The 13238-nt window shown below is 67.1% G+C and carries 14 protein-coding genes; 10 read left to right on the top strand and 4 right to left on the bottom strand.

Annotated features, from left to right (window positions below):
• The first annotated feature begins 14 nt into the window (after positions 1–14).
• Genes purB through ACZY08_RS24120 form a run of 3 tightly spaced genes read left to right on the top strand, consistent with a single transcriptional unit; the run spans position 15 to position 3235 of the window.
• Entirely contained in the window at positions 15–1433 is a 1419-nt protein-coding gene (gene purB / locus ACZY08_RS24130) for an adenylosuccinate lyase (protein ID WP_463747021.1), read from the top strand.
• The gene (locus ACZY08_RS24125; RefSeq protein ID WP_463747022.1) at positions 1430–2638 is read left to right on the top strand and encodes a cytochrome P450; all 1209 of its coding nucleotides are present in this window, start codon (positions 1430–1432) and stop codon (positions 2636–2638) included. The genes purB and ACZY08_RS24125 overlap by 4 nt, the downstream gene beginning before the upstream one ends.
• A gap of 9 nt (positions 2639–2647) precedes the next feature.
• Entirely contained in the window at positions 2648–3235 is a 588-nt protein-coding gene (locus tag ACZY08_RS24120; protein ID WP_463747023.1) for a DUF1707 SHOCT-like domain-containing protein, read from the top strand.
• Here ACZY08_RS24120 and ACZY08_RS24115 read toward each other — a convergent pair.
• Entirely contained in the window at positions 3219–4079 is an 861-nt protein-coding gene (locus ACZY08_RS24115; RefSeq protein WP_463747231.1) for a DUF559 domain-containing protein, read from the bottom strand. The genes ACZY08_RS24120 and ACZY08_RS24115 overlap by 17 nt on opposite strands.
• A gap of 90 nt (positions 4080–4169) precedes the next feature.
• Positions 4170–4796 (bottom strand): hypothetical protein, encoded by a 627-nt coding sequence (locus tag ACZY08_RS24110; protein WP_463747024.1) that lies wholly within the window; start codon positions 4794–4796, stop codon positions 4170–4172.
• 30 nt (positions 4797–4826) lie between these two features.
• On the opposite strand from ACZY08_RS24110, the gene ACZY08_RS24105 reads away from it, so the two are divergent.
• Both ACZY08_RS24105 and ACZY08_RS24100 read left to right on the top strand, forming a co-directional pair.
• Positions 4827–5714, top strand: coding sequence for a phosphoribosylaminoimidazolesuccinocarboxamide synthase (locus tag ACZY08_RS24105; protein WP_463747025.1), 888 nt, complete (start codon positions 4827–4829; stop codon positions 5712–5714).
• Entirely contained in the window at positions 5711–7858 is a 2148-nt protein-coding gene (locus ACZY08_RS24100; RefSeq protein WP_463747026.1) for a S9 family peptidase, read from the top strand. The genes ACZY08_RS24105 and ACZY08_RS24100 overlap by 4 nt, the downstream gene beginning before the upstream one ends.
• On the opposite strand, the gene ACZY08_RS24095 is transcribed toward ACZY08_RS24100, so the two are convergent.
• The gene (locus ACZY08_RS24095; RefSeq protein WP_463747027.1) at positions 7787–8233 is read right to left on the bottom strand and encodes a DoxX family protein; all 447 of its coding nucleotides are present in this window, start codon (positions 8231–8233) and stop codon (positions 7787–7789) included. The genes ACZY08_RS24100 and ACZY08_RS24095 overlap by 72 nt on opposite strands.
• A gap of 86 nt (positions 8234–8319) precedes the next feature.
• On the opposite strand from ACZY08_RS24095, the gene ACZY08_RS24090 reads away from it, so the two are divergent.
• The 4 genes from ACZY08_RS24090 (at position 8320) to ACZY08_RS24075 (ending at position 11850) form a co-directional block, all read left to right on the top strand.
• Positions 8320–8865 (top strand): TetR/AcrR family transcriptional regulator, encoded by a 546-nt coding sequence (locus tag ACZY08_RS24090; protein ID WP_463747028.1) that lies wholly within the window; start codon positions 8320–8322, stop codon positions 8863–8865.
• A gap of 19 nt (positions 8866–8884) precedes the next feature.
• Positions 8885–9373, top strand: a complete 489-nt coding sequence (locus ACZY08_RS24085) for a glutathione peroxidase (protein WP_463747029.1) — start codon at positions 8885–8887, stop codon at positions 9371–9373.
• 80 nt (positions 9374–9453) lie between these two features.
• Positions 9454–10158: a DUF2334 domain-containing protein gene (locus ACZY08_RS24080; protein WP_463747030.1), complete on the top strand. Its 705-nt coding sequence runs from the start codon at positions 9454–9456 to the stop codon at positions 10156–10158.
• Positions 10159–10179: 21 nt separating this feature from the next.
• A complete protein-coding gene (locus tag ACZY08_RS24075) occupies positions 10180–11850 on the top strand; it encodes an FAD-binding dehydrogenase (protein ID WP_463747031.1) in 1671 nt (556 codons plus the stop codon).
• 66 nt (positions 11851–11916) lie between these two features.
• On the opposite strand, the gene ACZY08_RS24070 is transcribed toward ACZY08_RS24075, so the two are convergent.
• Positions 11917–12555 (bottom strand): MBL fold metallo-hydrolase, encoded by a 639-nt coding sequence (locus ACZY08_RS24070; RefSeq protein ID WP_463747032.1) that lies wholly within the window; start codon positions 12553–12555, stop codon positions 11917–11919.
• Positions 12556–12601: 46 nt separating this feature from the next.
• Between ACZY08_RS24070 and ACZY08_RS24065 the strand changes: the two genes are divergently transcribed.
• Entirely contained in the window at positions 12602–13237 is a 636-nt protein-coding gene (locus ACZY08_RS24065; RefSeq protein ID WP_463747232.1) for an ATPase, read from the top strand.
• Position 13238: the final 1 nt, after the last annotated feature.

The raw sequence follows: 13238 nt of genomic DNA, 5'->3' as shown, positions 1-13238 counted from the left end.
TAAGCTGTGTGTTCGTGACGATCCCGAATGTTCTCGCCAACCGCTACGCGAGCGACGAAATGGTCGCGATCTGGTCGCCGGAGGCCAAGATCGTCGCCGAGCGCCGACTCTGGCTCGCCGTGCTGCGTGCGCAGGCCGAGCTGGGTGTTCCGGTGCCCGACGGCGTCGTCGACGACTACGAGCGCGTCCTGGAGAACGTCGACCTCGCCTCGATCGCGGCCCGCGAGCGCGTCACCCGCCACGACGTCAAGGCGCGCATCGAGGAGTTCAACGCGCTGGCCGGCCACGAGCACGTGCACAAGGGCATGACGAGCCGCGACCTCACCGAGAACGTCGAGCAGCTGCAGATCCGCCGCTCGTTGGAGCTGGTTTTCGCCCACGGCGTCGCGGTGGTGGCCCGGCTGGCCGAACGCTCAGTCGTCTACCGCGACGTGGTGATGGCGGGCCGGTCGCACAATGTGGCCGCCCAGGCCACCACCCTTGGCAAGCGGTTCGCCTCGGCGGCCGAAGAGTCCTTGCTGGCGTTGACCCGGCTACGTGAGCTGATCGACCGCTACCCGCTGCGCGGCATCAAGGGCCCGATGGGCACCGCCCAGGACATGCTCGACCTGTTCGACGGCGACACGTCCAAGCTGGCCGAACTGGAACGGCGGGTCGCCCAATTCCTGGGCTTCACCGACGTTTTCACCAGCGTCGGACAGGTGTACCCGCGTTCGCTGGACCACGATGTGCTCTCGGCGCTGGTGCAGGTGGGTGCCGGGCCGTCCTCGCTGGCGCACACCATCCGGCTCATGGCCGGCCACGAGCTGGTGACCGAGGGCTTCGCGCCCGGACAGGTCGGCTCCTCGGCCATGCCGCACAAGATGAACACCCGGTCCTGCGAGCGGGTCAACGGCCTGCAGGTGGTACTGCGTGGCTACGCCTCGATGGCCGCCGAACTGGCCGGTGCGCAGTGGAACGAGGGCGACGTGTTCTGCTCGGTGGTGCGCCGCGTCGCGCTGCCCGACGGATTCTTCGCCATCGACGGGCAGACCGAGACCTTGCTGACGGTGCTCGACGAGTTCGGCGCCTACCCGGCGGTGATCCAGCGCGAGCTGGACCGCTACCTGCCGTTCCTCGCCACCACCCGCATCCTGATCGCCGCGGTGCGTGCCGGCGTGGGCCGCGAAACCGCCCATGAGGTGATCAAGGAACACGCCGTGGCCGTCGCGCTCGACATGCGTGAGCGCGGGCTGGAGCCCGACCTGCTGGACCGCCTGGCCGCCGATCCGCGACTGCCGCTGGACCGGGCGGCGCTGGAGGCCGCGCTGGCCGACAAGCAGGCGTTCACCGGAGCCGCGGGCGCCCAGGTCGACGGCGTCGTCGCAGCCGTCGACGAGCTGGTCAGCCGCTACCCGGAGGCCGCCAAGTACACCTCGGGCGCCATCTTGTGACGTTGGCGGCCGACCTCACCGATCTGGACAATTTCGCGGCCGGTTTCCCGCACGAGTTGTTCGCGGTGCACCGCCGTGAAGCGCCGGTGTACTGGCACTCGCCGACGGAACACACCCCGGACGGTGAGGGCTTCTGGTCGGTGGCCACACACGCCGAAACCCTTGCGGTGCTGCGCGATGCGGAGACCTACTCGTCGGTGACCGGCGGCACCCGGCCGTACGGTGGCACGCTGCTGCAGGACCTGTCCATCGCCGGGCAGGTGCTCAACATGATGGACGATCCGCGGCACTCCGAGATCCGGCGGCTGGTCAGCTCCGGGCTCACCCCACGGATGATCCGGCGGGTCGAAGACGACCTGCGGGTGCGGACGCGCCGGCTGCTGGACGGGGTAGTGGCCGGAGCGCCGTTCGACTTCCTGGTCGACGTGGCCGCGGAGCTGCCCATGCAGATGATCTGCATACTGCTGGGAGTGCCTGAATCCGAACGGCATTGGCTGTTCCACGCGATCGAGCCGCAGTTCGACTTCGGTGGTTCGCGCTCGGCGGCCATGGCGCAGCTGACTGCCGAAGAGGCAGGCTCGCGGATGTACACCTACGGCCAGGAACTCATCGCCGCCAAACGTGCCGAGCCCACCGACGACATGCTCTCGGTGGTGGCAAACGCGTCGGATGCCGAGCTGAGCGATCTCGAGCTGTACCTCTTCTTCAGCCTGCTGTTCAGCGCCGGAGCCGAGACCACCCGCAACGCGGTGGCCGGCGGACTGCTGGCATTGATCGAAAACCCTTCGCAGCTGGCATTGTTGCGTGAGGACCTCGGCGAACTGCCCACCGCCATCGAGGAGATGGTGCGCTGGACCTCGCCGTCACCGTCCAAGCGGCGCACCGCAACCCGAGCGGTGACGCTGGGTGGCTGCGACATCGAGGCCGGGCAGAAGGTGCAGGTCTGGGAGGGCTCGGCGAACCGGGACGCGCTGGTGTTCGAGCAGCCCGACGTTTTCGACATCACGCGTAAACCCAACCCGCACTTGGGTTTCGGCTACGGCGTGCATTACTGTCTTGGCGCCAACCTGGCCCGGCTGGAGTTGCGGGTGCTGTTCGAGGAGCTCTTGGGCCGGTTCTCGTCGGCCCGGTTGGCCAAGCCCGTCGAATGGGCCCGCAGCAACCGGCACACCGGGATCCGGCACCTTGTGGTCGAATTCGCCTAACCTCGGAGCATGGACTCAGGCCAAAACGACCATCTCCGAGTCTCAGACGCCGAGCGCGCCAGGGTGGGACAACTGCTCGAACGTGCAGTAGGCGAAGGCATGATCACGCTCGACGAATTCACCGAGCGCTATGACGCTGCCCTGGCCGCGCAGACGCGCGGTGAGCTGAGCGCCCTGATAGCCGATCTGCCGCTGGCAGCTCCGGCAGCGCAGCGTCCGGCGGTCGCCCCCGAAGAACTGCGGGGATGGATGTCATCGATCGTGCGTCGCGGCCAGTGGACCGTGACGCCCACGCTGCGCCTGAACACCCGGCTGTGCAGCACGACTCTCGACTTCACCTCGGCGGTCCTACCCAGCCGGGTCGTCGAGATCCTCGTCGACGATTACTGCAGTTCAACCGAGATCATCGTGCCCACCACGGCTACCGCCGACCTCAACGGCGTCAACGCCGTCGCCGGCAGCGCCACGGCCAAGGTACGCACCAGCCCGCCGTCGGACCAGCTGCATCTCGTGGTGCGTGGCCGGGTGCGGATGGGCTCGGTGACTGTGCGCCACCCGTTCGGCAGCTGGCTGCGGAAGCTCAGCGGTACTGGATAGCGCAGCGAATCTCGGTGATCACCCGCTGCGGGTACTCGGTCAGGTCCAGCCAGGTGAACCGAAGCACCTGCCAGCCCATCAGTGCGATCTCGTTCTTCCTGACCCGATCATGCTGGAAATCCTCCTGATCGCTGTGGAACGCCCAGCCGTCCGTCTCGATCGCGAGTTTGTGGGCGCGGAAGGCAACATCGATCACGTATCGGCCCAGGCGGTAGTTGGCCTTCCATCCGGTGATCCGGGCTTCTCTGAGCAGCTTGATCAGCAGTCGTTCGGCTTCGGAGCGTGCTCCGTCCGCCGCCGCGATGAGCAACCTGCGGGCGGCGGGCGAGCCGTGCCTGCCCTTGTTGCGCAGATGTGCCCGCCACAGGTCGCGCAGCTCGGTGTGGCGCTGCAGCGCGGTGTCCATGAGTTTGGCGCCACCGCCGCGCCGGGCAGCGGCCTCCACGACCGTCAGCGGCAGCGCCGTCACCCGCAATCCGTTTCGCTCGACGATGTCGCACGGGTCGAGGTCACGCCGGCGCAGTCGGATGCCGTGCCGCTGCGGATGGTGGCCTGTCTTCGGGATGGTGACCTCAACGATTTCCGGCGGGTATCTGGTCACCTCATGCCACCACGCGGCGGCCAGTCCGCTCGCCGTCGCATTCGGCCCCGCCGACCACACAGCGGCCCTGATCCGGGCTGAATCGGTGAACGGTCGATCGTCGGCGAAGTACACCCCAGGCGAGCAGCGGAGCCAACGTCCAGACCGGACCCTGCGGTAGACCGCCTGCTTGCTCAGCCCAGCCTGCTGTGCCTGAGCCAGGGTGATCACGCCGTCATGGTCACGCAGATAGTCATCGAGCACATCGATTGGACGGGCTGCCCCCGCCAACGGTTCCCACCCCTGTGATTTGGGTGCGTTCAGTAACGCCCACCGTTACTGAACGCACCCAAATCACTGGGAAATGCGGCGCAGACGCATACCAGCCGAACGCAGCTCCAGGGCCGCCAGGCCGCGAATGGCTCGTTGGTCTTGACTGCGCCACGCTCCGACCGGGTCGTCGGACACCGCGGTCAGCTTGGCCAGCGGCCGGTTGGCCAGGGCCCGCAGCGCGAGCAACTGCTCGCCGGCGGCCGTCGAGGCCAGGGTGATCGCGGTCCACTTGCGCCGGAAGAACCGCACCCGCAGGTACAGCCAGGGCATCGCCACGAACAGGATCGGTGCCGCGGCCACGGCCAGGGCAAGCACCCAGGCCAGCCAGCTCGCCGTGCTGTCCAGGTTGTGGCCGGCGCCGGCAATGTCGAGCGCGGCATCGCTGGCAGCGCGCAGCGGCTTGCTCAGCGTGTCGCCGACCAGGGGAACATTGTCGGTGCTGTCGCCCGCGGAGCCGAGGTTGTCAGCAACCCCGTTGGCGCCGCTCTCGACCTGCCTGCCGACCTCGGCAATGGTCGACACCGCCGAATGCACGGCCATCCCGACCAATATCCACACTGCGGTCCAGGTGATGACGGCCACGTCGCTGAACAACTGGGCCAACAGGCGGCCGGGTCTGCTGGCATAGGGCAGGTACCGCGATCTCATGAGATCGATCCCAACACATAGGGTGGCCCAATGCGCCCCGCTCTGTCCGACTACAAGCACCTGGCCAGCGGCAAGGTCCGCGAGTTGTACCGCATCGACGACGAGCACCTGCTGTTCGTGGCGACCGACCGGATCTCGGCCTACGACTACGTCCTCGACTCGCAGATCCCGGACAAGGGCCGGATCCTGACGGCCATGAGCGTGTTCTTCTTCGACCTGATCAGCGCGCCGAACCACCTGGCCGGGCCGCCGGACGACGAGCGCATCCCCGCTGAGGTGCTGGGCCGTGCGCTGGTGGTGAAGCAACTGAAGATGCTGCCGGTGGAATGTGTGGCCCGTGGCTACCTGACCGGTTCCGGGCTGCTCGACTACCAGGCGTCGGGGTCGGTGTGCGGTATCCCCCTACCGCCGGGGCTGGGGGAGGCGAGCAAGTTCGACGAGCCGCTGTTCACCCCGGCCACCAAGGCCGACATCGGCGAGCATGACGAGAACATCTCCTACGCGCAGGTGATCGATCTGGTCGGGCCGGTGCTGGCCGGCCAGTTGAAGGAGCGCACGCTGCAGACCTACCTGCAGGGTGCCGACCATGCGCTGGTCAAGGGCATCATCATCGCCGACACCAAGTTCGAGTTCGGAGTCGATCAGGACGGCAATGTGGTGCTGGCCGATGAAGTCTTCACCCCGGACTCGTCCCGGTACTGGCGCGCGGAAACGTACCAGCCGGGCGTGGTTCAGGACAGCTTCGACAAGCAGTTCGTCCGCAACTGGCTGACCGGGCCTGATTCGGGCTGGGACCGGCACGGCGACACGCCGCCGCCGTCGTTGCCCGAGGAGATCGTTGCGGCCACCCGAGCCCGGTACATCGAGGCGTACGAACGGATTTCGGGCCTCCGGTTCGAGGATTGGATCGGCGCATGACCCCATCTGTGCAGCCGCCCGTCGCCAAGCGCGGCAACCACCGTCGCGAGCACCACGGTGACGTGTTCATCGACCCCTACGAATGGTTGCGCGACAAGGAAGATCCCGAGGTGATCGCGCACCTGGAAGCCGAGAACGCCTACACCGAGGACGCCACCGGGCATCTGGAGCCGTTGCGGCAGAAGATCTTCGACGAGATCAAGGCCCGCACCAAGGAAACCGACCTCTCGGTGCCGATGCGCCGCAACGGCTGGTGGTACTACGCGCGCAGCTTCGAGGGCAAGCAATACGCGGTGCATTGTCGGTGCCCGATCGGCGATCCCGACGACTGGACGCCACCCGAGCTCGACGAGGGTGCCGAGATTCTCGGTGAGCAGATTCTGCTCGACGAGAATGTCGAGGCCGACGGTCACGAGTACTTCTCGCTCGGAGCTGCCACGGTGAGCCTGGACGGCAATATCCTGGCCTACTCGGTGGACGTCTTGGGTGACGAGCGATACACCTTGAAATTCAAGGATTTACGTACCGGTGAGCTCTATGACGACACGATCGCCGGGATCGGTGCCGGCGGCACCTGGGCGGCCGACAGCCGCACGCTGTACTACACCACGGTGGACGACGCCTGGCGGCCCGACACCGTGTGGCGGCACCGGCTGGCATCGGGCCTGACTGCGGAGAAGGTGTATCACGAACCGGACGAACGGTTCTGGGTCGCGATCGGTCGAAGCCGCAGCGACAAATACCTGTTCGTCGCGTCGGGCAGCGCGGTCACCACCGAGGTCCGCTATGTCGACGCGAATGACCCGACTGCCGAGCTCACCACGGTCTGGGAGCGTCGCGACCTGGTGGAGTACTCCGTCGAGCACGCCGTGGTCGGGGGTGAGGACCGGTTCCTGATCCTGCACAACGACGGTGCCGAGAACTTCATGTTGGTGGACGCTCCGGTCAGTGATCCCGCTGACTTCCGTCCCCTCATCGAACACCGGACCGATGTACGACTGGACGGCGTCGACGCGTTCGACGGCTTCCTCGTGATCAGTTACCGCAGTGAGGCATTGCCGAAGATCGCACTGTGGCCGCTCACCGCCGACGGCTACGGCACGCGCGAGGAGCTGACCTTCGACTCCGAGCTGACCGCCGCGGGGATGGGCGGTAACCCGAACTGGTCCACCCCGAAGTTGCGCATCGGTGCGACTTCGTTCATCACGCCGGCGCGGATCTACGACCTGGACCTCGCCACCGGTGAGCGCACGTTGCTGCGTGAACAGCCGGTGCTGGGCGGCTACCGGCCGGAAGACTATGTGGAGCGCCGGGATTGGGCGACGGCCGCCGACGGGGCCCGGGTTCCGATCTCGATCATCCACCGGGCCGGTTTGCAGTTCCCGGCGCCGGCGCTGATCTACGGCTACGGCGCCTACGAGTCGTGTGAGGATCCGCGGTTCTCGATCGCCCGGTTGTCGCTGTTGGATCGCGGCATGGTGTTCGTGATCGCCCATGTGCGCGGCGGTGGCGAACTGGGCCGGCCGTGGTACGAGCACGGCAAGCTGTTGGAGAAGACCAACACCTTCACCGATTTCATTGCGGCGGCACGCCATCTCGTCGACGACGGCGTGACCCGACCGCAGAATCTGGTGGCCCTCGGCGGCAGTGCCGGCGGGTTGTTGATGGGTGCGGTGGCCAACATGGCCCCGGAGTTGTTCGCCGGGATTCTGGCCCAGGTGCCGTTCGTCGACGCCTTGACGACGATCCTGGATCCGTCGTTGCCGCTGACTGTGACCGAGTGGGACGAGTGGGGAAATCCGTTGGAGGACCCCGAGGTTTACCGGTACATGAAGGCCTACACGCCATACGAGAACGTGGCGGCACAGGACTATCCGGCGATCCTGGCGATGACCTCGCTGAACGACACGCGAGTGTATTACGTCGAGCCGGCCAAATGGGTTGCCGCACTGCGGCACACGAAGACCGACGATCATCCTGTGCTGCTGAAGACCGAGATGGTGGCCGGCCACGGCGGCCTGTCCGGACGCTACGAGCGGTGGAAGGAAGCCGCGTTCCAGTACGCCTGGTTGCTAGCTGCTGCCGACCGCGACAACTATGGCAGCGGCCAGGTAGACAGCCTCTTCGGCGGTCCGAACGCTTAATCGCGTGGTCATCGATTTCGGCGGGTTCGGCATCCGTGCCGCGTAGACGTTGGCCGGAAACATGGCCAGCATGAGCAGGAACAGGCAGACTGCCGCGGCGACGCGGGTCGGCGGGTAGAGCAGTCCGGCCGCACCGGCCAGTTCCGGCACGCCGGTGACGGACACCAGCACACCCGGCGCGGGCAGGGCCGGCGGCACGATCGCGATCATGTCGCGCCGCAACGGGTTCACGAAATGTGCGATACCGGTCAAGGCGAACATGGCCGCGAGACCCACTGCGATCGCCGTGGTCCAGTTGTCCAGATAATCCACGCCCAGCAGGCCGATCGCCCGAGCTGCCACGCTGCCCAGAATCAGGGTCAGAAAGACGGCCATCGCACGCTCCGATCTTGTCGGTGTCTAGATCGGACACGCTACGCCTTATCTAGTCGCTGTCAAGATGTGGGATTAGGATGGGCTGCATGGGCTATCACCACGGTGACCTCAAGGCCGTGATCCTCGCGCAGGCCGCCACGCTCGTTTCCGAGCGGGGCGCCGACGGCATCTCGCTGCGCGAACTCGCGCGGGCCGCAGGCGTCTCCCATGCGGCCCCCGCCCACCACTTCACCGACCGGCGCGGGTTGTTCACCGCACTGGCCACCGAAGGGTTTCAGCTCCTGGCCGCGGCACTGACCGAGGCGAGGCCGCAGTTCATCGACGCCGCCAAGGCCTATGTGCGCTTCGCCCTGGACCACCCCGGCCACTACGAGGTGATGTTCGACAAGTCGCTCTACGACGACACCGACACCGAGCTGGTCGCCGCCGCGTCGGCCGCCGGAGCCGAACTGAACCGCGGCGTCGGCACGCTGACCGACCCCAAGGCGGCCGCCGACCCGGACAGTGCCGCGCTGGCCGCTTGGTCTCTGGTGCACGGGTTTTCGATGCTGTGGCTCAACGACGCGATCGACACCGGGGGTGACCCGATCGCCAAGGTGGAGAGCCTGGCCGCGATCCTGTTCGATGGTTAGATCCGGTAGCGTCGCGCCAATGAGCCTCAACGACATTCCGCTGACCACCCTCGACGGCAGGCAGACCACGCTGGCCGAGCTCGCGACCGGCGCCGCACTGGTGGTCAACGTGGCCTCCAAGTGCGGGCTGACCCCGCAGTACAGCGCCCTCGAGAAGCTCGCGCAGGATTACGGCTCCCGCGGGCTGACCGTCGTCGGCGTTCCGTGCAACCAGTTCATGGGTCAGGAGCCTGGCAGCGCCGAGGAGATCCAGACGTTCTGCTCGACCTCCTACGGCGTGACGTTCCCGTTGCTGGCCAAGACCGACGTCAACGGCGCCGACCGGCATCCGCTCTACGCCGCGCTGACCCAGGCCACAGACGCGGCCGGTGAGGCCGGAGACATCCAGTGGAACTTCGAGAAGTTCCTGCTCAACCCCGACGGTACGGTGGCCAACCGGTTCCGTCCGCGCACCGAGCCGGACGCACCCGAGGTGATCGCGGCAATCGAAGCGGTCCTGCCGGCCTGATCGCAGGGTCTATCCCAATGGACACTCGGCGTCAGAGTGTTCGACACCGTCCCGACATGTGACGTTGCCACACTGGCAGCGTGACCGGACAACTCATCGTCTCGATATCGCAGATCAGCGATCGCACGATGGCTGACGTCGAGTCGTTCTGCGCCGAGCTTGACACCCGTGGCGTTCCCGCCTCGATGATGGTTGCGCCGCGGCTCAAGGGTGGTTACCGGTTGGACCGCGATGCCGGCACGGTGGAATGGCTGACCCGTCGGCGCAGTGGCGGTGACGCCATCGTGCTGCACGGCTACGACGAGGCCGCGACCAAGAAGCGGCGCGGCGAGTTCGCGTCGTTGCCCGCCCATGAGGCCAACCTGCGGCTGATGGGCGCCGACCGGGTGCTCGAACACCTGGGTCTGCGTACCCGGTTGTTTGCCGCCCCTGGCTGGACTGTTTCGCCGGGCACCGTGACCATCCTGCCGCGCAACGGCTTTCGGCTGCTCGCCGATCTGAATGGCATCACCGACCTGGTCCGGCAGACCACGACACGAGCGCGGGTCGTGGGTATCGGTGAAGGATTCCTGTCCGAGCCGTGGTGGTGCCGCACCGTGGTGCTCGCCGCTGAACGCACCGCGCGACGCGAAGGCATGGTGCGCGTCGCAGTCGCTGCGCGGCACCTGCGGCGGCCCGGCCCGCGGCAGGCCATGCTGGATGCAATCGACCTGGCTTTGCTGCACCAGTGCGTGCCGACGGTCTACGGGTGGCGAGGATTTTCGGCACTGACCGAGGCCGCCTGACAAGCGCTAGTGTTGCGTCTCATGGCGGACGCCGATGTCATTGTCGTGGGGGCGGGCCTGGCCGGATTGGTCGCCGCGGGTGAACTGCTGGAGCGCCCCGGCCGAGCCGGGAATCAGGGCAAGGGTCTGCGGGTACTGATCCTCGACCAGGAGAACGCCGCCAACCTGGGCGGTCAGGCGTTCTGGTCGTTCGGTGGTCTGTTCTTCGTCGACAGCCCCGAACAACGCAGGCTCGGTATCCGCGACAGCCAGGAGTTGGCGCTACAGGACTGGTTGGGCACCGCCGGTTTCGACCGTCCCGAGGATCACTGGCCCCTGGAGTGGGCCCATGCCTACGTCGACTTCGCCGCCGGGGAGAAACGCAGTTGGTTGCGGGCACGTGGTCTGCAGATCTTCCCGTTGGTCGGATGGGCCGAGCGGGGCGGTTACGGGGCGCTGGGACACGGCAACTCGGTGCCGCGTTTCCACATCACCTGGGGGACCGGCCCGGCGATCGTCGACGTCTTCGCCCGCCGGCTGGTGGAAGACCCCCGGGTGCGATTTGCCCACCGGCACCGCGTCGATGAGCTCATCGTCTCCGACGGCGCCGTCGTCGGCGTCCGGGGTTCGGTGCTGGAACCCTCCGATGCGCCCCGCGGCGCACCGTCGTCACGGAATGTCGTCGGAGACTTCGAGTTCCGCGCATCGGCGGTGATCGTGGCCAGTGGCGGCATCGGTGGCAACCACGATCTGGTGCGGAAGAACTGGCCGTCCCGCATGGGCCGGGTGCCCGAGCAACTACTAAGCGGGGTACCCGCGCACGTCGACGGCCGCATGATCGGCATCTCCGAGACCGCCGGCGCGCACGTCATCAACAGCGACCGGATGTGGCACTACACCGAAGGCATCACCAACTACGATCCGATCTGGCCCGACCATGGGATCCGTATCCTGCCCGGACCATCGTCATTGTGGTTGGACGCCAACGGAAAACGACTTCCCGGTCCGCTGTACCCAGGCTTCGACACCCTCGGCACGCTCGAACACATCTGTCGCACCGGGCAGGACTACACCTGGTTCATCCTCGACGCGCGCATCATCGCCAAGGAGTTCGCGCTGTCCGGCCAGGAGCAGAACCCCGACCTCACGTCGCGCAGCGTGCGCGACGTGCTGGCGCGGGTACGCCCCGGTGCGCCGGCCCCGGTCCAGGCTTTCGTCGATCGCGGCGTCGACTTCGTCAGCGCGCGGTCGCTTCGCGAACTCGTGGCTGCCATGAACGACGTGCCGGATGTCGTTGAACTCGACTACGCCACCGTCGCGGCCGAAGTCACCGCGCGGGACCGTGAGGTGGTCAACAAATTCACCAAGGATGGGCAGATCACGGCCATTCGGGCGGCGCGCAGCTACCTCGGTGACCGGTTCAGCCGCGTCGTCGCCCCGCATCGCCTCACCGACCCCAAGGCCGGACCGATGATCGCCGTCAAGCTGCACATCCTGACCCGAAAGTCTCTGGGAGGGTTGGAAACCGACCTGGACTCGCGCGTGCTCAAAGCCGACGGCACCGCGTTCTCGGGCCTGTACGCCGCCGGTGAGGCGGCCGGATTCGGCGGCGGCGGGGTGCATGGCTACCGATCCCTGGAAGGCACCTTCCTCGGCGGCTGTATCTTCTCCGGCCGAGCGGCCGGGCGGGGTGCGGCCGCCGATATCGCCTGAGTCCCGCGAGCAGACGCAAAACTGCCCCTTTTTGTTGAAATAGAGGCAGTTTTGCGTCTGCTCGCGTTAGAACTCGGTGCCGTTTTCCTCGGCCAGCACCTGGAAGTCGGTCTTCGTCATCTCGGACAGCCGTCCGTAGTAGATGCCCCGCGCATTTGGCTCGATGATGCCCTGATGGATGGGCACCGCCCGGGCCGGTGCGACCGCGCGCAGGAAGTCCACGGCCTCCGAGATTTTCATCCACGGGGCGGCCGCCGGGGTGGCCAGCACGTCGACCGGCTCACCGGGGACAAACAGTGCGTCCCCCGGGTGCATGAGCCGCGCGGGATGCTCGTCGTCGCCCAGCAGGTACGAAATGTTGTCGATCACAGGGATTTCCGGATGGATCACGGCATGCCGACCGCCGGTGCCCCGCACATTCAGTGAGCCGACCCGGAACGCGTCGCCGGGATGCACGGCGCGCCACGGCTCGCCCAGTTGGGCAGCGGTCTGCGGGTCGGCATACAGCGCCGCCTGTGGGTTGGCCGCGATCAGCGCGGGCAACCGGGCAGTATCGGCGTGGTCGGGGTGCTGATGGGTGATCAGGATGGCCGACAAGCCGGTGATGCCTTCAAAACCGTGCGAGAAGTTGCCCGGGTCGAACAGCACCGTGGTGTCCGAAATGCTGGCGAGTAGGCACGAATGTCCGAAATGCGTGAGTTGCATACCTATATTGTGGCGCTCGGTGGGGTTATGGCGGGTGATCGTGGCGATGTCGATCGTGCTCTGCGGGCTGGCCGCAGCGCCCCCTTCCGCTTGGTCGGAGCCCAGCCCCGACTGTCCGCCGCTGTGTGACCGCATACCCGATTCGGCGTGGGTGCGGTCGTCGCAACTCCCGTTGGTGCGCGAATACCGCTGGCCCGGGCTGGCCGGCTTGGCCGTGACCGCCGTGTCACCCCGCTTCCGTTTCGAGGAGGAATGCGGGTCGCCGCTCGTGCCCGGGGACCCGCGCGGCTACGCCGTCGCGGCACGGTCCGAGGTCGGGCAACCCGGAGGCCACTGGCAGCTACGCGTGCAGGTCATCCATTGGCGCGGCGAGACATGGCAGGGCGGTCAGACGGCGCTCGCGGTGGTGCAGGGGGCGGCCGGTGCGCTGCGCGCCTGTCCGGGCGTCGGGACGTCGATCACCACCGACCGGCCCGGGAGGCTGGCGGCGGCGATCAACTTCGGCAACACCAGGGTGCTGCACCAGTATCTGCTCGCCGATCCGGACAACAGCACCGTGGTGGAGCTGGCCATGTGGTCGAGCACCCCGACACAGGTTCCATGGTCGGCACCATCCGATCACCAGGTGCTCGATGCGCTTGCGGACCCACTGTGCACGGCCTACATAGGGTCATGCCGGTAGA

Source organism: Mycobacterium sp. IDUB_9 (assembly GCF_055419505.1).
Note: the sequence above shows the minus strand (reverse complement) of the source record. Positions and strands in the feature narration are given on the sequence as shown.